We start from the raw sequence: 19,243 nt of genomic DNA, 5'->3' as shown, positions 1-19,243 counted from the left end.
ATTTTAGATAATATTAGTTCATTACAAACGACTGAATTTGTAACGTGTTGATAGTTTATAATTTTCTAGCTAGATAAATATTAATTAAGGCGGTGAGTTTATCCTGAAATCTTTCTTCAAAACTCTCAATATCGCGGCCAATTAAGTGGAAATATCTGGTTGCTTGTTCATGTGAAAGTAATTTATTAGCAACACTGTACTGCATCTCGTCTAAGCTTTTATTGTATCTTGGGGTGAGTACCCAAGTGCCAACATTGACGTCAAAGTTTTGCATCGCCTTTTGGGCCAAAGCACAAAAAGCTTCAATATGATCTAAGCCATTGGGGCCAAGACAGCCAGGTTCAATGCGGCACAATATGGCAATTTGTCGCTCACTAACAATACTTACACTCATCTTTAGCCCTCAATGTGATACCGTAAAACTTAGCATATCGAGTTAAGCTTAACCATTATTTTCAATGCCGATACACATAAATATAAAAACCGTAAATTAGTATTGCTAATTATAGTTTTTTATTACTTAGTCCATTATGTTGCCGACTTGAGAAATATCTAATACTGATATTTCATCATGCTCTGATAACAAGGTATCTATCGCCTGATCAAAGCTATCTAATTTTTGAGTTTCCATATAGTGCTTCAACCTTTGAATAATATCCTTACTAACTTCAATATGAGATTTTTTTTGGCGTTTTTTTATTTGAGACAATTCTTTGCGGACCATACGCCAACCAAAATCAGAGAAATATTGATTAAGCATATTATTTGCTTTGGTGAGTTCGTTATCAAGTAGCTGCCCTTTTTTGCGTAAACGAACCACTTCATTTAACAGAGTGACCAACTCAGGGTAAGAGTTTAGATTATAAAACCACGTTGTTTTCGAGGCTGCAGCATCAGGGTTTATAAGTCGATAAATTAAAGGTAAAGCAAAGTTTAATTCACTCTCCTCAAGCAATAATAATTTTCTGCCTGCTGTTGGCTTACTCTCATGATACTTCCAAGCTTGTGCTGCCATAAATACTTTTTATATCTAATATGCTATTAATTAAATGACACCCAATACTAGTACAAATCGCCGACCATTAATATATGGTTCAACCATTTTATAGGGGTTGTAAATGCCAAAATGCTGTTTTAGGTATTTTTATGCGGAATGAACAAAATAATAATCAGGTAACTTACTGTAACTAATCGGTTAAAAATCATTCAAACCTACTATCTCGTTCAATATTAATCATATAGACATCAAATAAAATGGTTAAACCATCCTTTAAAAGTAAAGAGTGTTCAGCTAACTTAACTAAAGCGCGAACCTATGCTGTGTATGATTTTAATACACCTGTTCTCTTCTATTATATTTTTTGACTTATTATCGACCATTATTACGGCGCTTAAACAGTGTGTTATTTTTAAGCATAAACAACAAACTAAGCATTATTTAAAACATCACTCTCAATAAAAGAATACTTTTTAATCAAATAGTACACCTACCAGTGATAATGACGATTATCACTGGTAGATGTTGCTATGATTTACGTATAATTACGCCTTATTATTCGATATAAGGTAATACGAGCAGTATGTCTAAAATGATCCGTATAAATTCATCTGGTCAAAATAACCACACTATATCAAATGAAAAACTAACTGGATCAGAGAATAATCATACCAAAAACCCGCATTTTTTTGAGGAGTCATATCTTCCACAATCTGTACGTAATGACTATTTAAGCGCAGCCGAAGAAACGGAATATGAAATTTCAGCTAATACTCGCCGTGTCTATAAAACGAGCTTTAGTTTATTTAGCCATTATTGTACTGAACATAAACTTCAGTCCCTCCCAGCCGATCCCCGTAGTGTAATTTCATTTATCGGTCATCAAAAAGAATTGATTCAAGAAAACACCGGCGTACAACTGTCAAAACAGACTCTCACAACAAGACTCGCTGCGATCCGTTATTATCATATTCAAGCCGGATTCCATTCTCCAACCGAGCACCCTTTGGTCATCCGAGTGATGCGTGGTTTAAGCAGAAATCAATCTCGTCATGTCAGTGATTATGATCAACAGCCAATCATGTATGATGAAGTGGAAATGTTAATTCAGGCAATTGATGAACAATTACATCCCTTAACGCGAGCGCGAGATAAAGCCATTATTCAATTAGGATTGCAGGGCGGATTTCGTCGCTCTGAACTTGCAGGTATAAAAGTACAGCATGTCAGTTTTTTACGAAACAAGTTGAAAGTACGCCTCCCTTATTCAAAGAGTAATCAGCAAGGTCAAAAAGAATGGAAAGATCTTCCAGATCATGAACCCTTTGCTGCATTTGATGCGGTGAAACATTGGTTAGCATTAACCAATATTAAAGATGGGCATTTATTTCGCTCGATATCCCGTGATGGTAAAAATTTACGCTCATATCAGATGGTCGAGCGTAATTTAGATGCTAACTCAACCTTAAATAAAAATAGTGGTTTCCTCACCGGTGATGATATTTATCGTATTATAAAAAAATATTGTACTAAAGCAGGATTACCCGCAAGATTTTATGGCGCTCATAGTTTACGCAGTGGTTGTGTTACACAACTTCATGAAAATAATAGAGATCATTTGTATATCATGGCAAGAACCGGACATACCGATCCTCGTTCATTACGTCATTATTTAAAACCTAGGGACTAAATGTTAAAAATTATAAGATAAAAATTAGCCATCAAGTTATTAGTTTTTGCTATTTCTATTTTACTTCTATTTATCGAAAATAGAATTTACTGCTTAAAAATAAATAGGCACTTATACGTTATTAATATTATATTTAAATGATACTTTCTGATAAAAAAAGTAGTGAGTCTAGAATTCAACTCCGAAGTGCGACACTCGGCAATTAAGCAACTAATTGGTGAAAAACCACCGCTGGCTGCTTAAACTTCAAACATTTCTTGGGGCGATAGTTAATCCTGCTCCGAGCAAATTCGATTAATTCATTACTCACCAGCCTTAAATCAACCCCTTTTTTGACATACTGTCTCAGTAAACCGTTGGCATTTTCATTGGCGCCTCGCTCACAAGAGCGATAAGGATGCGCAAAATACACCTTAGTATCCAGTGCGTTTGCTATCTCTTCATGGTTAGCAAACTCTCGGCCATTATCCGCAGTTATCGTCAGCACATGCGCCTTGTACGGCATCAACAGCTTGTTGCTCTCGTCACATCTTCCGCTGACTTTGAGTTTACTTTCTTTATCAAATAAAACCGCGTCTTACGCTCTAATATTGTCACTATGGCGCCTGTTCCGTGTTGACCTAGGACCGTATCAATTTCCCAATCGCCAAACCGTTCTCTGCTATCGACAATCGCGGGTCTTTCGTCAATCGATACTGCATTTTTTATCGTTGGCGCTTGTTCTGCTTTACCGCGACGATAGCGTTTATGTCCTTGACGTAAATGACGATAAAGTTTGCCGCCATTGCGTTTATTACGCGCTATGTAGCGATAAATCCACTCATGGCTAACAGGCTCTTTTACAAGACTCAATACATGCGAAATCTGCTCTGGACTCCAATCGAGTTGCAGCAATAGCAGCAGGCTCTCTATTCGTCGCTCAGGTATCGTATATTTAGCCGATTGACGCCTAAGTTCTACTGCTTTTTGATGTGACATCTTTGGGTTGCAGCGTGGTTGTCCTTGGCCGCGTTTTATCTCACGATACACGCTGGAGCGATGACAATGAATGCATTTGGCAATGATGGCTATCGAAAAGCCTGTTCTAACAGAACTGAAATCTGCTATCGTCTAGCTTCGGTCAACTGTTGATAATTCATGGTGATACTCTTTTACTTTGGCGAGATAAAGCGTACCAATTTTCAGCAGTTGGCTTCTTCTACACCTCAATTAGAGTGTCGCAGTTATTATCTGAACTCTGGACTATGGCTATTATTTGCCAGCATCAAGGCTTGTTCAAACGCATCAGTGAAAATTGTAATGGGTAGTAAATCTTCACGACAACGGCGATTACGCCCCAATAAAGATGACTCAACAAATAAATCAAACCATGTACTTAAGGCCTTACCATTAGCGGCCTCCCCCATTGCGCCTAATGCTAATGAAGCGACCTCAGCGGTGCCAAGTTGAAAATCATGACTGCCTTTACGCAATGCATAAGTTGCCAGCGTATCAGGATCGAAGGACAACAACGGCAACGCGTGTAAGTAAGGACTCTTACGAAACATCTTAATCGCTTCTCGCCAACTGCCATCGAGCATGATAAGCAGTGGCCGCTTACCTTGTGTTAGCATCGGCGGCGGGACTTGGCTCAAAACCGTTTGTCCTGGTTCTGCATACTGGGCTGGAAACACCAAAAATGGTTGATATTGTGGTGATGTTAATAGCGCCAATAACTCTGGCTCTGGGGCGAGTCTTGACCAAAGAAAAGCATGGGTATCAGGGATTAAATCGGCAATTAAGCGGCCGCTATTAGTCGGTTTTAATACTTCGTCGTTATACATAATTAGCAAGAAACTGGCTTGAGTGTGTAACTGACGCCGTAGCGCACAGGTACAAAATTGCTCGCCTAATAGGCATAATGGACAACGGATTAGGCTTTTACCACGTGCACCAAAGGGCTTAGTCGAGATTGATTTTCGATATTGATATAAACGATGTACAGCATGGGGGGCTAAAGCCATAAAAACCAATTCTCTATTAAAACTTAATCGGGATCGCGATAATTAAGAGCCTAGATTTATAGCCTAAGCTATCTTATATCGCAGCTTCTCAGTTTATCTCTTGCTGATAAGAGGTGCAATTCATCCAAAATAAAAAGCCACATCTCTGTGGCTTTTTGGTGCATCATAAACGGTGATCCACTTAAAAAACTATAAAATACGTCGCAGTAAAAAGTCGGCTTTAAGGCGACGAATGCGGGTCATGATCTTTTTCACTGGCGCAGGATAGCTCTGTAACGTATCCACTTGGCTGTAGTGATATAACCGCTGTGTGTGTTCCAAAATATGGGCTTGCTCTGCTTCAAACTGGCTTTTCCAGCAGCCGGTCTCATCTTGGATCAATAAACCATTCTCTAAATCTAGCGCCCAAGCTCTTGGGTTCAAATTAGAACCCGTGATCAAATGTTTATTACCGTCAGCACTGATACCCTTGAGGTGATAACTGTTAATGCCATGCTTCCACAGATGAATATTTAACTGACCATTATCAATTGCCCATTGTTGCCGTTTAGCAAATTTACGTAGAGATTGCTCATACATATAAGGCAGCGCACCTATTGTAGAGAAATCCTGCTCGGGTGGAATATAAAAATCGTTAGCCGTTTTATCACCCACTACGATATCGATACGTTTACCTTTGCGTAAGTGCTTAGATAAAGCACGTACTAAAATATAAGGAGGGTTAAAGTAAGGAGTGCAGATAAACAACGACTCCTTGGATTCCTCCACTAAAGCCACCACCACTTTATTGAGCAGATTTTTCTTCCGCCCTAAACCCAGTAACGGGGTAATTCGATTACCTGCATTAGTTGCTTTAAATTGGTACTCAACGTCAGATAATCTCAACTTAAAGCTACGCATATCAGCTTTAGGAGGGAGCACTTCTTCTGCCGCTTCTTGCGTGAGCGAACACACCGCAGGATCAGCAATGATATTCGTCTGGATCATGGCTCGCATACTGCGGGCTAACTCCGCCGACTCAATCAAATGATAACGATCGAATCGATATTTATCATGTTGCTGTAAATAAATATTGTTAAGACTAGCACCGCTATAAATCACCGCATCATCAATAATAAAACCCTTAAGATGCAGTACGCCCATAAACTCACGCGACTTAACTGGCACACCTAAAACTTCAATTGGATGTTCAGCTTCAGCCATAACCCTGCGGTACATTAAATAGTTACCGCTATCGCCTTTGTGACCAATCAGACCACGCCTAGCGCGATGAAAATCAACTAACACTTTTATATCAAGTGCAGGATTAGCCGCTTTGGCAGCCATCAGCGCTTGTAATATCTCACGGCCAGCTTCGTCATCTTCTAAATACAGTGCCGCAATATAAATACTGTGCTTTGCGCTTGCAATGCGAGCAAGTAATTCTGCCTTGAAGCGGCATGGCGTGAGCAACCACGTTAAAGCCTCGGGTTGAACGGCTATTCCACCAAGCTTATCTAGCAAGGCATCCTCCTTTAAACATGCTGACCACCCCGATAAGAAGTACTGGGGTTAAGTGATAAAAACATCACCGCAATGTGAGTTAATTCTGGATAGGCCTCTATGACTGCCAGCCTGATCGTTTGTTCGACTTTTAGATGGATATCAGGATCCTTAGGAAACCAGAGTAATTCAACTTGGACGAAACGTTGATCAATTTTTCCATTTCGAAAACTGATGCTTGGGATCCAATCTAATGTGAAACTCTCTACATTACCTTTACATATATCCGCCAATGACTGCAGTAATGTTTGGCTGAATGCTGCAACGACCGTTTGTGGTAGGCCGCGCATACTAATATGTGGCATGTTTAGTTGTTACCTAAGAACCTAAAATCGTAAGGATTAGAAATTACCGACTTCACCCCGTCTCGGCAAGACTTTTCTCCCAAAAGTCCTCTTAAACCTCGCGGTTTTGTTGGTAATTTGACCTTAGACGATTTTATACCTGTAAAGTGAACACATTTAGGCAAAATATACTCGGATAGTACCTTTATCGCTACCCGCTTAAAAAGAGGCTTTTTTAGGTTGTAAAACCAACTATTATGCTTTTCACCACCGTATTTAACCCACGTTAATGGCGCAAAAATTGGCTAAAACGTCAATAACCTGATGGCTGAATCACAAAATACTCCTTTAAAACACTTGTCTTTCACCCTGAATAAGGTGTTTTAACGTAAACTAAAGCGACTTTTACTGATTAAACCACTGCCATAAAAGAGACAGAAAATGAATAAGAAAATCTTACTCACCCTAGCGCTAACATTGCTATTTGCTTGGGGAATTTTTCACTTTAAAGCCCAATTGGGATTATTCATCCTGCCACTGTTTATTGGGCTGGTATTATTTGTTACCTTACGTTTATACCGCTTAATGGAAAAGGATAATAATGAGGATTAGCCCTGTTCATGGCTATATCACACTCAGTTCCTTTTAATGTTGATTTGGACTGATTGGGTTGCTCGTTAAATGGATATGTTATTAAGAACTACACTGTGCACAGGATTAATCTTAGCTGCAAGTCATAATCTCACCTATGCAGAGCAAACTCAAAGTGATCTAGCACAATCATTGAGCCAAGCCGTCAGCGAATTAAGCCCTCGGTATTCTCAAGTTGCACTGCTTGCAATGGATATGGCTAATCGTCAAGTCATATATAGCCAACAGGCTGAAACACTTTTTATTCCTGCCAGTACTCAAAAGCTGCTCACGGCGGTAAGCGCTATGGCTCAGCTTGGTGCTGATTTTAGATATGTCACTGAATTATGGAGCGATGCTCCTATACGTAAAGGCCATATCGCTGGCAGTGTCTATTTGCGTTTTAGTGGCGACCCCACCCTCACTCAAGCCGATCTCAAAGCCATTTTTGCCAGTTTAGTCAAACAAGGTATTAACCGTATTGATGGGCATTTGTATTTAATCGGCGATAAACAGGAGCAATTACAAGCTCCAGGCTGGGTATGGGATGATCTAGGGATTTGCTTTGCTGCGCCAGTATCGAGCTACATTATTAATCAGAATTGTATCTATGGTCAGTTCAGCCCTAGCACCGCCAATAAACCCTCACAGGTAAGTCTACGAACGGGAAGCTACGGTATAAAAATCAGTAGTGATGCCGTGTTTGATCAAAAGGCGATCCGTGAATTTTGCCAGCTCGATTTGATGCGATTAGGCCAAAATAGCTACCACCTACGTGGCTGTTATCCAGGTGCTGAGGCTATTCCATTAGCGATTGCAGTGACAGACCCACTTAAGTTTGCTCAAGATACTCTGACCTTTCAACTTAAGGGGGAGATGTTACTGGCAGGTAAGGTTCAACTCGGGGCAAGTTTACCTAAAAAGGCAAAACTCATTGCCAGCCATAGCTCAGCGCCGTTACCAGTATTGCTAGATACTATGTTACTTAAATCAGATAACTTAATCGCCGACAGTTTGTTTAAACAACTGGGTAAAAGTTATTTCAATACCCAAGGCAGCTTTACCAATGGCGCGGTAGCGATGAACCGCATTTTAACTGATTTAGGGATTGATTTAACCAATGCCAAGATTGTCGATGGCTCGGGATTATCACGCTATAACTTGCTTAATGCTAAGCAACTCGCAGCCGTTCTTACGTTAATGCATCAAGATAGTCGCTTTAGTCCATTAATGGCCAGTTTGCCGCAAGCAGGCGTGAGCGGTACGTTAAAATACCGTTTAGGCTACAATAAGCCCCCACTTAAACAGCAAGTTTTTGCCAAAACAGGGTCAATGCAAGGCGTATCTAATCTCGCAGGTTTTATTCGCTTGCCACAGCGTAGCGACACGCTATTTGTGGTACTTGAAAATGGTATGAGTCCTGATGTCAAAAAACAACATAAAATGTCTTTTAATGCTGAGTTTCTGCAGCACTTAATTTCAATACTGCAATTGCCCTCACCGACCACTGAAGTAGTTAATATCGCAATAAACTAGCTCATATTTCAGCTTGAATACTTGAATAACTGCTACAACTGCAATAAAAAAGCACTGAAAACTCAGTGCTTTTAATTTACTAAAGTTAACATATATTGATTAAAACAACTCCGCCGGCATCGCCATTGTGGTTGTGTCACCCGCGCGTACTTGGGCGATATGATAATCCGCTTTAGGCAATAACTTATCAAAATAGAACTTAGCTAAGTAATTTTTCTGCTCGGCAAAGACTTTATCTTCGTGGTCGGTCACTTTATCGACCATAGCCAACCAGTAAAATCCATAAAGCGTGTAACCAAAGGCATCTAAAAAGTCGACCGCGCAGGCATTAATTAGCGCTGGCTGAGCTACTTTATGCTGATTAACTGACTCAGCAACAACGACTAATGCATCTAAACGTGAGCTCACTGCTGCCACTTTCACAGCATCAACATGGGTAAATGCTCGCATTTGTGCCTTTAAGTCAGCCACAAATTCGTTTAACGCCGCTAGATTATCGCCAGTGACTTTACGACCAAGAAAATCAATTGCTTGAATACCATTCGTGCCTTCATAAATCTGTGCGATACGGGTATCACGCACTAATTGCTCAATGCCGGTTTCACGAATATAACCATGTCCACCAAAGACCTGTTGAGCCATGATAGTGGCATCTAAACCGCGATCAGTTAAAAATGCCTTAGCAACTGGGGTTAATAATCCTACATAACGCGCCGCTTTGGCTTTAACATCATCTTGAGCATATTTAGCTAAATCAAGCTGTTGCCCTGTAAATACCGACAAAGCACGGCCAGCTTCTGTCATGGCGCGTATGGTAAGCAACATACGGCGCACATCGCCATGAACGATAATTGGATCGGATTCACTACCGGTTGGCGATCCGCCAGCGGCAACGCCTTGATTACGCTCTTTAGCGTAATCGGCTGCCATTTGGTACGCTGCCTGAGCACTACCAAGCCCTTGAATACCAATCGCTAAACGTTCGTAGTTCATCATAGTGAACATACACACTAGGCCGCGATTAGGCTCACCAATCAAGTAACCTTGGGCGTTGTCATAATTCATCACACAGGTCGCAGAACCTTTAAGGCCCATTTTGTGCTCAATAGAACCGACTGATACACCGTTTGGATTAGCTAAGTTGCCATCAGTATTAATCAATATTTTAGGTACAAGGAAAAGTGAAATCCCTTTGCTATCAGGCAATTTAGCTAACACTAAATGAATAACGTTTTCAGTTAAATCATGATCGCCACCCGTGATAAAAATCTTACTCCCAGTAATGGCATAACTGCCATCGTCATGTGGCAGTGCGCGCGTGCGAATACTACGCAAATCAGAACCCGCTTGCGGCTCTGTCATATCCATCGCACCAGCCCATTCACCGGAATATAATTTAGGTAAATAGGCTTTTTTTAATGCCTCGCTGCCGTGGGCATTAATACATAAAGCCGCCCCAGCCGTTAACGAGCCATAAAGTGTAAAGGCATTGCAGGCGCTGTAGGCCATTTCATCAACTAAGATCCCCAGCATTTTGGGCATGCCCATGCCACCAAACTCAGCGTCACCACACAAACCAATCCAGCCGCCCTGCGAATACTGTTCATAAACAGCCTTATAACCATCAGGAGTGATCACTTGATTATCTTGATGCAACACGCCCTGCTCATCGCCGCTCCGGTTCAGCGGATGGATTAAGTCACTGCTAATTTTTGCCGCTTCTTCAAGAATGGCGTTCGCGGTATCGATATCGACTATTTCAGCAATATCAGGCAATTGTGCCCAAGTAGTAGGAGCATCAAATACCTGTTCTAGCAGGAAACGCATATCCGTCAACGGGGCTTGGTAAGGGTTCATTGGTAGACTCTTAAACGTAGAATTAAAACAGTTGTTTTAATTTATACCAGTTCAATGTAGAAAACAATCTCATTACAAATACAACCGCGAATAATATACCCCTAACCAGCCTCAGCTTTCGAATAGCGGTAACTTTTAAGCAGGGTTAGATATAAAAGTGTGTGAGCTAAGTACAAATTAAACCCATAAAAAACCCTTAAGCAATCTTAAGGGTCTCTATTTTATAAGTTATACAACTGAATTGTCGCAGCGTCAGCTCACGCTTACGACCATTACCACATTAAATCATCTGGAATCGCATAATTAGCATAGGGATCATCTTCAACCACTACGGCTTTAGCGCTATCCTGTTGCCATAAATATCCGCACCATTGTGGCACTAACAGTTTCACTCGCTCAGCTAACTTATGCGGTACTAAGTAACTCTTGTCTTCGTAACGCACTATTCCTAACTGCCCTTTGAGCAATTCTGCCTGTAATTTTTCATCTACATATAAAGAATAGATTTTATTATCAAGAGTATAGTTAAATTTAACTTCAGCATAGGCAGGAATTTTAATCGCAAACTGGGTGAACTCTGTGATTAATCCGCGCACTTGTCCACGCTCTGATGCTTCGGCAAAACGTTGCTCATTGAGCGCTTTATCTTTTTGTGCCTGCAAACGTTTTTGCTCTGCTACTTCTTGCTTAAATACACCTGAGCCATCGTCTATGCGTGATTTTTTGTCACGGCGTTGTTGGGTTTTAAGGTCTCGCGCCTTTTGTTTACTGGCAAGCCCAGCTTTGAGTAATTGCTCTTGTAATGCATTAGCCATGGATCATTACCTATTTAATCTATTTATAAACACAAGAGGTCGATGTGGAATTAATTATCGACGCTTAAAACTAAATTACATTTTTGCGGCTAATTCGCCAAGTTCTGTCATTGCGATACTGGCACCGCCCAGTGACCAACCGCCATCTACTGGTAACACGACTCCCGTAATGTAAGATGCCGATTCAGAGCCCAAGAATAGCGCGGCATTAGCGATATCTTGACCTGTACCATTACGTTTTAGCGGAACGGATTGGGCCACTTTTTGCTGTAATGCCACACTAGGAGCCAGACGATTAAAACCTTCTGTATCAGCAATAGGGCCAGGCATAATGGAGTTTATCCTTATCCCTTCGCAACCCCATTCTAATGCAAGCGTGCGCGTTAACATATCAACGCCCGCTTTAGCAGCACAAACATGCACCTGCATTGGCATCGCAATTGAAGCTTGCGGCGCTGAAATCTGAATAATACTGCCATTGGGACGACGTAACAAAGGGTAAGCTTGTTTGAGGACTTGAAAGCTTCCCAGTAAATCAATATCCATTACGGACTTAAAACCATTGGCGGACAAGTTAGCGGCGCTGGCCGGGAAATTACCCGCTGCGCCACTGACGAGCACATCGATAAAACCAAACTCGGAGGCTATTTTATCAAAACCGACTTCCAGTGCACTTAAATCACGTACATCAAAGCTCACCCCAAAATGAATGCCATCAGGGTTAGCCTGTTGCAACTGCAAAACAGCGGCATCTATTTTATCTTGCTTGCGACTTGCCACTGCTACATTGGCGCCAGCTTGTGCAAACGCAATAGCAATTGCAAGATTAATCCCACTGGTCCCACCGACAACGACAACATTCTTACCGTGATAATTAAACATCGTAGCGTTAAACATAGAAGCTCTCCGTGAACAACAAAATAAGCATTAATCCTGTAATTAGTATTTTCATATTGCTATCAAAAATACAACTTCAATCGTTTTATCATTGCGCAAGAACATGATGTATCAGCGGTATCATTCAAGCATTTTAGCTCATTGCTGCAACGATTGATGAATAGCTTGCAATGCCGCCAAGGGATCGGCTGCTTGGGTAATCGGTCTGCCAATCACCAAATAATCAGAGCCCGCTGCGATGGCTTGAGGTGGCGTCATCACCCGATGTTGATCGCCAGCATCGCTGCCAACAGGACGAATACCTGGCGTCACTAAGTTAAACTCTTTACCCAACAGTGTTTTTAATAGCGTCGCTTCTTGTGCTGAGCACACCACGCCGTCAAGCCCTGCTTGTTTTGTGAGTTTAGCTAAACGCTGCACATGTTCAAAAGTAGGCACATTGATACCGAGTAATTTAAGATCAGCATCACTCATAGAGGTTAATACCGTCACAGCAATCAGCAGCGGCGCTTTGTCACCGTAGGGCAGCAATGCTTTTTTTGCTGCCTCCATCATGGCTAAACCACCACTGGCATGCACATTTGTCATCCACACACCCAGTTCTGCAGCCGCAGCCACAGCTTTAGCAACAGTATTAGGTATATCGTGGAATTTTAAATCGAGAAATAAATCAAAACCACGACCATGAATATCTTGCACCAATTGCGGGCCAAATAGGGTAAACATTTCTTTGCCAATTTTAAGGCGGCACATGTTGGGATCGAGTCTATCTATTAATTGTAAAGCATGGTTTTTATTATCGTAATCAAGTGCTACGAGGATAGGTTTAGTCGTCATTATCTCTCCAACAGAGTTACACTAACTATAAATATTTTATGGGTTACTCGCCATCCAAGCCTCTGATCCGCTTGATACTGCCCCACTGTTTACAAGAAGGACAATGCCAGTAAAGCGCATGTGATGGGAAGCCACACTCTTTACAACGGTAACTTGGACGGAATTTAATTTGTTGCTCAACGAGTTGTTCTAGCAGCGTTAAACTTTGTTTGGCTTGCCCTTCTTCAGCTTGGCGTAAATGCATTTGCATCAAGTGCTGAAAGCCTTTCATGGTCGGATGACGATATAACGCATCGAGAACCATTGTTTCTGCTGCTTTTATCTCATCTAAACTGATCATGTGCTGCGCTAAAGCGACAACAACTGATGCCCCTGCGCCATCGGCCATAGCGCTTGCAAGCAATTCTTGGAAACCTTCTTTATCGTTAGTGTCACGATACACTTGTTTTGCCGTCGCAATGGCATCGGCAAACAGCTCAATATCCGCATTTTTCAACTGCAGCAGCATTTGTTTACATTGATCATAATCTTGAATATCGAGGAATTTTTTAGCTAAGGTTAATAAAGCTCGGCCACACTGAGGATCTTGTTTAAGTGCCTGTTGCAGTAATTTAATTTTTTGTGCATCGACGCTCGCTTCATCAGCTAGCTGACAATAAAAATGCGCCGTTAATGGCTTTAAAACTTGCTGACGTTTACGGCTCAAACGCTTAGTGATGTCAATCGCCTTTTGCCACTCTTTAATCACTTGATAGATTGCAATGAGTTGAGTTTCAGACTCTTCGCTGTGGTCGTCTTGACTGACGAGATTAATAAAGATTTCTTCAGCTCGGTCATAAAAGCCTGCGGCCAGATAATCTTTGCCAAGTTCCATCATCGCAATATCACGCTGCTCGTTGGTTAAGCTAGGACGGGCGATTAAATTTTGGTGAATGCGAATGGAGCGGTCAACCTCGCCGCGTTTACGAAATAACGAGCCAAGCGATAAATGAGTGTCGATAGTTTCATCGTCAACATCGAGCATACTAATAAACAAATCAACTGCTTTGTCGGATTCATTCGACAGCAGAAAGTTAAGCCCTGTAAAGTAATCACGGCTCAATTGTTTACGTTGATTAGATTGATTCTGCCTTATGCTCCGTCGCCCCATATACCAACCATAAGCGGCAGCGATAGGAAGCAACAGAAAGAGGATCTCAAGCATATTAAGCGTCTATATCCTGAGGAGTTTTGGCAAGCAGGTGATTTAGCTTTTTCTTCGTTGCCGCTAAGCTCAATCTCAAGCGAACAATATAATAACTCGCGACTAACCAACTCAGCATGAAACCAGTCAAAAAAACTACTGCCAACACAACTGGCAGGCGATACTCGCCCTGAGCGACAAAATAACTAATCATCACAACTTGTTCGTTACGCGCACCAAAAATCAGCGCCAAAATAAATAACAGTGCTACCAGCACAGTTGCCACAAATGATTTCACGCTGCACTCCCTATACGCGTTTCAATTTAATGATTATCCAAGAAATTTACTGAGCTGACCAGCAATAGATACAAAAAAGCCTCCTAATGGAGGCTTTTTACTATACGGTCAATCACACATTAACGGCATCAACACGTTCGCGCAGTTCTTTGCCTGGCTTAAAGTGCGGGACATATTTACCTTCCAAATCGACAGATGAACCCGTCTTTGGATTACGGCCAGTCCGCGGTGCACGATAGTGAAGTGAGAAGCTACCAAAACCACGGATCTCAATACGATCACCGCTTTCTAATGTTGTTGCCATTTGCTCCAACATTTCTTTGATTGCGCCTTCTACCTCTTTCGCCGACAGCTGCGACTGCCTGGTGGCGAGTTTTTCGATAAGTTCAGATTTCGTCATCTTAGCTATCCCCTATTATCAAGCCAAACACAGTCGCCTAATGGGGAGATAAGTCTCCCCAAACAACAGGCGATTATTTACGAGCTGCTTTAAACGCTTCAGCCATTGCATTGCTAATAACAGCGTCATCTTGTTTGTTCAGAGTCGCCATTACTTCTTTCTCTTCAGCTTCGTCTTTCGCTTTGATTGACAGGCTGATAGAGCGGTTCTTACGGTCAACACCCATGAACTTAGCTTCGATTGCATCGCCTACATTGTAGACAGTAGATGCATCTTCAATACGCTCACGTGAAATGTCAGCTACACGGATGTAACCTTCAACAGTGTCGGCCAATTCAACAGTCACACCTTTAGCATCAACAGCAGAAACAGTACCGTTTACGATAGTACCTTTCTTCTTGTCAGCTAAGTATGCGTTGAATGGATCATCTTCAGTTTGCTTAACACCTAAGCTGATGCGCTCACGCTCTGGATCTACAGACAGAACCACTGCATGGATTTCATCGCCTTTCTTGTATTCAGAAACTGCATCTTCGCCAGTACCGTTCCAAGAAATGTCAGACAGGTGAACTAAACCGTCGATACCGCCGTCAAGACCGATAAAGATACCGAAGTCAGTGATTGACTTGATCTTACCAGAAACCTTGTCGCCTTTATTGTAACGAGTTGCGAAGTCATCCCATGGATTAGTCTTACATTGCTTCAGACCTAGAGAAATACGACGACGCTCTTCATCGATGTCCAGAACCAGAACTTCAACTTCATCACCTAAGTTAACCACTTTAGATGGGTGAATGTTCTTGTTAGTCCAATCCATTTCAGAAACGTGAACCAGACCTTCAACGCCTTCTTCGATTTCGACGAAGCAACCGTAGTCAGTTAGGTTAGTGACGCGGCCCGTTAAACGTGTGTTTTCTGGGTAGCGCTTGCTGATTTCTAACCATGGATCTTCGCCAAGTTGTTTCAGACCTAGAGACACACGAGTGCGCTCACGATCGTACTTCAGTACTTTAACGTTGATTTCATCGCCAACATTGACGATTTCTGATGGATGCTTAACACGCTTCCACGCCATATCTGTGATATGTAGCAGACCGTCAACACCACCTAAATCTACGAATGCACCGTAGTCAGTCAGGTTCTTAACGATACCTTTAACAGCTTGACCTTCTTGCAAGTTTTCTAACAGTGCATCACGCTCAGCGCTGCTTTCTGATTCGATAACTGCACGACGAGAAACAACAACGTTGTTACGCTTCTGGTCTAGTTTAATAACTTTGAATTCTAATTCTTTGTACTCTAAGTGAGCGGTGTCGCGAACTGGGCGCACATCTACTAGAGAACCTGGTAAGAAAGCACGGATACCGTTTAATTCAACAGTGAAACCGCCTTTAACTTTACCATTGATGATACCGATTACAGTTTCAGCATCTTCATAAGCTTTTTCCAGAACGATCCAAGCTTCATGACGTTTTGCTTTTTCGCGAGACAGTTGAGTCTCACCGAAGCCGTCTTCAACAGAGTCAAGAGCTACGTCAACTTCATCACCAACAGCGATTTCTAAAACACCTTGAGCGTTTTTGAATTGTTCAGCTGGGATTGGGCTTTCAGACTTCAGACCGGCGTCAACCAGTACCATACCGTTTTTGATTGATACAACAGTACCACGAACGATAGAACCTGGACGGAATTCCAGAGTTTGAAGGGATTGTTCAAATAGATCAGCAAAAGATTCAGTCATGTTTAGGTTACTTTATTTATTAAACCACTGTCCGTCCTAGACGTGGAGTCAGTCAAATTATCCGTATCATCCTTAATACGAATACCTACCCGGTGGGCTAACTTAGTTAACGTCGGATAATTTTTGGTTGATAAAGCTAAGCGCAAGCGCCAGCACTTCATCAATACCCTTACCGCTAGTATCGATAATGAGCGCATCCTCGGCGGGGACTAAAGGAGCCACCGGACGATTCATATCGCGATCATCACGTTCGATAATTTCACTTAAAAGGCGTTCGATATTAACATCGAAGCCCTTGTCCTGCAACTGATTATAGCGTCTTTGGGCACGCTCTTCAGCTGAGGCGGTTAAATATAATTTTGCTAGTGCATTGGGGAAAACAACCGTTCCCATGTCGCGACCATCGGCAATTAATCCTGGTGCTGTTTTAAAAGCACGTTGACGACGTAGTAATGCTTCTCTCACCCTTGGGAATGCAGCGACTTTTGACGCAGCATTAGAACACTCTTGGGTGCGTATATCAGTGGTGACGTCCTCACCTTCTAATATGACTTGAACCGGATCTTTATCAGTGCCTGTTAGAAACTTCACATCAAGGTGTGCTGCTAACAGCGTGATAGACTCTTCATTATCCAGTTCAACGTTGTGATGAATTGCTGCAAGCGCAAGAACTCGGTAAATAGCACCACTATCAAGTAGTTGCCAGCCTAAATGCTGGGCTAATAATTGACTAATCGTACCTTTGCCAGCACCGCTTGGGCCGTCGATTGTGACTACAGGAGCCCGTTCAGACATATATTCCTCCGCAAAAAATAACCATCATCCGTGAGTTCATCAAGTGAGCCCCGAAAATGAGCGCGCCGCATTATACAATAAAAGACAAACAAAAACCGTGGATTTTTTTATGATGAGTTGCAGCCGTATGTATACGGCTGCTTCTTTTGCGTTGAGGCTAAATTAGATTTTCAGGTCTTGACAACTTAATGTTGAAGACTCGCAAATTGTCTAAAATAATCGGGGAATGTCTTAGAAGTACAATCAGGATCGTTAATCGTAATACCGCAATCGGCGAATGCGAGCATGGAAAAACACATCGCCATACGGTGATCGTTATAGGTATCAATTTCAGCAGTATTAATCACGGCTGGCGGGGTGATTTTAATGTAATCATTGCCCTCTTCAACCTCGGCGCCAACTTTTCGTAATTCGGTCGCCATTGCGGCTAAACGATCGGTTTCTTTAATACGCCAGTTGTAGATATTACGTATAACCGTCGTGCCTTTGGCAAATAATGCGGCGGTAGCAATGGTCATGGCTGCATCGGGAATATGATTCATGTCTAAATCAACGGCACTTAACTTAGCGCCGCGGGCGATAATATAGTCATCACCCCATTCAATCTCCGCTCCCATTTTTTCGAGCACATCGGCAAATTTTACATCGCCTTGAATACTCAAACGCCCCACGCCCGTCACTTTAACTTCACCGCCTTTAATCGCGCCAGCGGCTAAAAAGTAAGATGCTGATGATGCATCGCCCTCTACCAGCACTTTACCCGGTGACACGTAATGTTGACCGGCAACGATTTCAAAACGGCCATAATCATGGTTAATCACAGTGACGCCAAATTGCGCCATTAAAGCTAGTGTAATATCGATGTAAGGCTTAGACACTAATTCGCCTTTCACATGGATATTAACATTGCCCTTGGCAAGCGGTGCCACCATCAATAATGCGGTTAAAAACTGACTGGATAAATCACCGGCAATTTCAACATCGCCACCATTAAGGCCAGTGGCATTAATGGTCAGCGGTGGAAAACCATCATTTTTGAGATAAACAATATTGGCACCCAGTTGCCTTAAAGCATCCACTAAATCGCCAATCGGGCGCTCTTCCATGCGAGGCTCGCCCGTTAAGGTAAATTCGCCTTGGCCTAAGGTTAAGGCGGCGCACAAAGGACGCATGGCGGTCCCCGCATTGCCTAAAAATAATTCCTGCGCAGATTTTGAGGTGATCACGCCACCTAAGCCATCGAGTTCACACACAGTATTGTTTTGCGATAAACGGTAGCTCACCCCCAGCTGTTTTAGAGAGGCCAACATATGGCGAATATCATCTGAATCGAGCAAATTAGTGAGTGTGGTCGTACCTTGGGCTAACGTCGCCAATAATAGAGCGCGATTGGAAATACTTTTTGAGCCAGGAATATTGATCTCACCGCGGACTTGCAGAACAGGTTCAAGACGTAATTGCTTCATGAATAAATCTTCTTTCTCTATAGGGCGTCATCATCATGATCACGCGGGCTAAGTACGTAAAATGGCAACTTAATGCTACACAGCGTCAAGTTAAGATTACAAATAAAGGGAGATTGCGGCCTTATTGATACTTCGTGGTTATAAAATTACCGATTGTCGCTAAGGATTCAACCGTTTTTTCGATAAAAATTGCTTTTAGGTCGGATTATTTGCAAAAAGCAGTGTAAAAATACCAAAAACTATAATATATGCCGCCAATTTATAATTTAAGC

The 19,243-nt window shown here is 42.1% G+C and carries 18 protein-coding genes and 1 pseudogene; 3 read left to right on the top strand and 16 right to left on the bottom strand.

Annotated features, from left to right (window positions below; all coding sequences use genetic code 11):
• Nucleotides 1-55: 55 nt before the first annotated feature.
• On the bottom strand, nucleotides 56-394 hold the full coding sequence (locus C9I43_RS06930; protein ID WP_076502138.1) for a hypothetical protein: 339 nt from the start codon (nucleotides 392-394) through the stop codon (nucleotides 56-58).
• A 126-nt stretch (nucleotides 395-520) separates the two neighbouring features.
• Complete coding sequence (locus C9I43_RS06925) at nucleotides 521-1,015, bottom strand: hypothetical protein (protein WP_076502137.1); 495 nt, start codon at nucleotides 1,013-1,015, stop codon at nucleotides 521-523.
• Between the two features lie 565 nt (nucleotides 1,016-1,580).
• Between C9I43_RS06925 and C9I43_RS06920 the strand changes: the two genes are divergently transcribed.
• The gene (locus C9I43_RS06920) at nucleotides 1,581-2,687 is read left to right on the top strand and encodes a tyrosine-type recombinase/integrase (RefSeq protein ID WP_076502135.1); all 1,107 of its coding nucleotides are present in this window, start codon (nucleotides 1,581-1,583) and stop codon (nucleotides 2,685-2,687) included.
• Nucleotides 2,688-2,889: 202 nt separating this feature from the next.
• On the opposite strand, the pseudogene C9I43_RS06915 reads toward C9I43_RS06920, so the two are convergent.
• The 4 genes and pseudogenes from C9I43_RS06915 to C9I43_RS06900 form a co-directional block, all read right to left on the bottom strand.
• Nucleotides 2,890-3,787, bottom strand: a pseudogene (locus C9I43_RS06915) (IS30 family transposase).
• A gap of 126 nt (nucleotides 3,788-3,913) precedes the next feature.
• Complete coding sequence (locus tag C9I43_RS06910; RefSeq protein ID WP_107882900.1) at nucleotides 3,914-4,690, bottom strand: tRNA-uridine aminocarboxypropyltransferase; 777 nt, start codon at nucleotides 4,688-4,690, stop codon at nucleotides 3,914-3,916.
• Nucleotides 4,691-4,879: 189 nt separating this feature from the next.
• The gene (gene pssA, locus C9I43_RS06905) at nucleotides 4,880-6,193 is read right to left on the bottom strand and encodes a CDP-diacylglycerol--serine O-phosphatidyltransferase (RefSeq protein ID WP_076500448.1); all 1,314 of its coding nucleotides are present in this window, start codon (nucleotides 6,191-6,193) and stop codon (nucleotides 4,880-4,882) included.
• Between the two features lie 11 nt (nucleotides 6,194-6,204).
• Nucleotides 6,205-6,537 (bottom strand): DUF1904 domain-containing protein, encoded by a 333-nt coding sequence (locus C9I43_RS06900; RefSeq protein ID WP_076500447.1) that lies wholly within the window; start codon nucleotides 6,535-6,537, stop codon nucleotides 6,205-6,207.
• A 420-nt stretch (nucleotides 6,538-6,957) separates the two neighbouring features.
• Between C9I43_RS06900 and C9I43_RS06895 the strand changes: the two genes are divergently transcribed.
• On the top strand, nucleotides 6,958-7,128 hold the full coding sequence (locus C9I43_RS06895; RefSeq protein WP_107882899.1) for a hypothetical protein: 171 nt from the start codon (nucleotides 6,958-6,960) through the stop codon (nucleotides 7,126-7,128).
• Between the two features lie 69 nt (nucleotides 7,129-7,197).
• The gene (gene dacB, locus C9I43_RS06890; RefSeq protein ID WP_076500446.1) at nucleotides 7,198-8,682 is read left to right on the top strand and encodes a D-alanyl-D-alanine carboxypeptidase/D-alanyl-D-alanine endopeptidase; all 1,485 of its coding nucleotides are present in this window, start codon (nucleotides 7,198-7,200) and stop codon (nucleotides 8,680-8,682) included.
• Between the two features lie 99 nt (nucleotides 8,683-8,781).
• Here the strand turns inward: dacB and C9I43_RS06885 are convergent, their stop codons facing one another.
• The 10 genes from C9I43_RS06885 to aroA all read right to left on the bottom strand — a co-directional run bounded on the left by C9I43_RS06885 (nucleotide 8,782) and on the right by aroA (nucleotide 18,971).
• The gene (locus C9I43_RS06885) at nucleotides 8,782-10,539 is read right to left on the bottom strand and encodes an acyl-CoA dehydrogenase family protein (protein ID WP_076500445.1); all 1,758 of its coding nucleotides are present in this window, start codon (nucleotides 10,537-10,539) and stop codon (nucleotides 8,782-8,784) included.
• Between the two features lie 272 nt (nucleotides 10,540-10,811).
• Nucleotides 10,812-11,354 carry a DUF2058 domain-containing protein gene (locus C9I43_RS06880; RefSeq protein WP_076500444.1) on the bottom strand — a complete coding sequence of 181 codons (543 nt, stop codon included), beginning with the start codon at nucleotides 11,352-11,354 and terminating at the stop codon, nucleotides 10,812-10,814.
• Between the two features lie 75 nt (nucleotides 11,355-11,429).
• Complete coding sequence (locus C9I43_RS06875; RefSeq protein ID WP_107882896.1) at nucleotides 11,430-12,251, bottom strand: SDR family oxidoreductase; 822 nt, start codon at nucleotides 12,249-12,251, stop codon at nucleotides 11,430-11,432.
• Between the two features lie 138 nt (nucleotides 12,252-12,389).
• A complete protein-coding gene (gene pyrF / locus C9I43_RS06870) occupies nucleotides 12,390-13,088 on the bottom strand; it encodes an orotidine-5'-phosphate decarboxylase (protein WP_107882895.1) in 699 nt (232 codons plus the stop codon).
• Nucleotides 13,089-13,131: 43 nt separating this feature from the next.
• Nucleotides 13,132-14,292 carry a lipopolysaccharide assembly protein LapB gene (lapB, locus tag C9I43_RS06865; protein ID WP_076500440.1) on the bottom strand — a complete coding sequence of 387 codons (1,161 nt, stop codon included), beginning with the start codon at nucleotides 14,290-14,292 and terminating at the stop codon, nucleotides 13,132-13,134.
• A gap of 1 nt (nucleotide 14,293) precedes the next feature.
• Nucleotides 14,294-14,569: a LapA family protein gene (locus C9I43_RS06860; protein WP_107882893.1), complete on the bottom strand. Its 276-nt coding sequence runs from the start codon at nucleotides 14,567-14,569 to the stop codon at nucleotides 14,294-14,296.
• 112 nt (nucleotides 14,570-14,681) lie between these two features.
• Nucleotides 14,682-14,969: an integration host factor subunit beta gene (ihfB, locus tag C9I43_RS06855; RefSeq protein ID WP_006081718.1), complete on the bottom strand. Its 288-nt coding sequence runs from the start codon at nucleotides 14,967-14,969 to the stop codon at nucleotides 14,682-14,684.
• A 73-nt stretch (nucleotides 14,970-15,042) separates the two neighbouring features.
• Nucleotides 15,043-16,710, bottom strand: a complete 1,668-nt coding sequence (gene rpsA, locus C9I43_RS06850) for a 30S ribosomal protein S1 (protein WP_006081719.1) — start codon at nucleotides 16,708-16,710, stop codon at nucleotides 15,043-15,045.
• Between the two features lie 102 nt (nucleotides 16,711-16,812).
• Nucleotides 16,813-17,505 carry a (d)CMP kinase gene (gene cmk / locus C9I43_RS06845; RefSeq protein WP_076500438.1) on the bottom strand — a complete coding sequence of 231 codons (693 nt, stop codon included), beginning with the start codon at nucleotides 17,503-17,505 and terminating at the stop codon, nucleotides 16,813-16,815.
• Nucleotides 17,506-17,690: 185 nt separating this feature from the next.
• Nucleotides 17,691-18,971 (bottom strand): 3-phosphoshikimate 1-carboxyvinyltransferase, encoded by a 1,281-nt coding sequence (gene aroA / locus C9I43_RS06840; protein ID WP_107882891.1) that lies wholly within the window; start codon nucleotides 18,969-18,971, stop codon nucleotides 17,691-17,693.
• Between the last annotated feature and the right edge of the window lie 272 nt (nucleotides 18,972-19,243).

This window comes from Shewanella morhuae, assembly GCF_003028295.1.
In the GTDB taxonomy this organism is placed as follows: domain Bacteria; phylum Pseudomonadota; class Gammaproteobacteria; order Enterobacterales; family Shewanellaceae; genus Shewanella; species Shewanella morhuae.
The sequence above is the reverse complement of the archived record's forward strand: the minus strand, read 5'-3'. Positions and strand labels throughout refer to the sequence as shown.

Bases quoted from the DNA above. Each gene is read 5' to 3' on its own strand.
- C9I43_RS06930 (WP_076502138.1), bottom strand. From the start codon at position 394: ATGAGTGTAAGTATTGTTAGTGAGCGACAAATTGCCATATTGTGCCGC.
- C9I43_RS06920 (WP_076502135.1), top strand. From the start codon at position 1,581: ATGTCTAAAATGATCCGTATAAATTCATCTGGTCAAAATAACCACACT.
- C9I43_RS06875 (WP_107882896.1), bottom strand. From the start codon at position 12,251: ATGTTTAACGCTACGATGTTTAATTATCACGGTAAGAATGTTGTCGTT.
- C9I43_RS06880 (WP_076500444.1), bottom strand. From the start codon at position 11,354: ATGGCTAATGCATTACAAGAGCAATTACTCAAAGCTGGGCTTGCCAGT.
- C9I43_RS06895 (WP_107882899.1), top strand. From the start codon at position 6,958: ATGAATAAGAAAATCTTACTCACCCTAGCGCTAACATTGCTATTTGCT.
- lapB (WP_076500440.1), bottom strand. From the start codon at position 14,292: ATGCTTGAGATCCTCTTTCTGTTGCTTCCTATCGCTGCCGCTTATGGT.
- ihfB (WP_006081718.1), bottom strand. From the start codon at position 14,969: ATGACGAAATCTGAACTTATCGAAAAACTCGCCACCAGGCAGTCGCAG.
- C9I43_RS06885 (WP_076500445.1), bottom strand. From the start codon at position 10,539: ATGAACCCTTACCAAGCCCCGTTGACGGATATGCGTTTCCTGCTAGAA.
- aroA (WP_107882891.1), bottom strand. From the start codon at position 18,971: ATGAAGCAATTACGTCTTGAACCTGTTCTGCAAGTCCGCGGTGAGATC.
- rpsA (WP_006081719.1), bottom strand. From the start codon at position 16,710: ATGACTGAATCTTTTGCTGATCTATTTGAACAATCCCTTCAAACTCTG.
- cmk (WP_076500438.1), bottom strand. From the start codon at position 17,505: ATGTCTGAACGGGCTCCTGTAGTCACAATCGACGGCCCAAGCGGTGCT.
- C9I43_RS06925 (WP_076502137.1), bottom strand. From the start codon at position 1,015: ATGGCAGCACAAGCTTGGAAGTATCATGAGAGTAAGCCAACAGCAGGC.
- C9I43_RS06900 (WP_076500447.1), bottom strand. From the start codon at position 6,537: ATGCCACATATTAGTATGCGCGGCCTACCACAAACGGTCGTTGCAGCA.
- C9I43_RS06910 (WP_107882900.1), bottom strand. From the start codon at position 4,690: ATGGCTTTAGCCCCCCATGCTGTACATCGTTTATATCAATATCGAAAA.
- pyrF (WP_107882895.1), bottom strand. From the start codon at position 13,088: ATGACGACTAAACCTATCCTCGTAGCACTTGATTACGATAATAAAAAC.
- dacB (WP_076500446.1), top strand. From the start codon at position 7,198: ATGGATATGTTATTAAGAACTACACTGTGCACAGGATTAATCTTAGCT.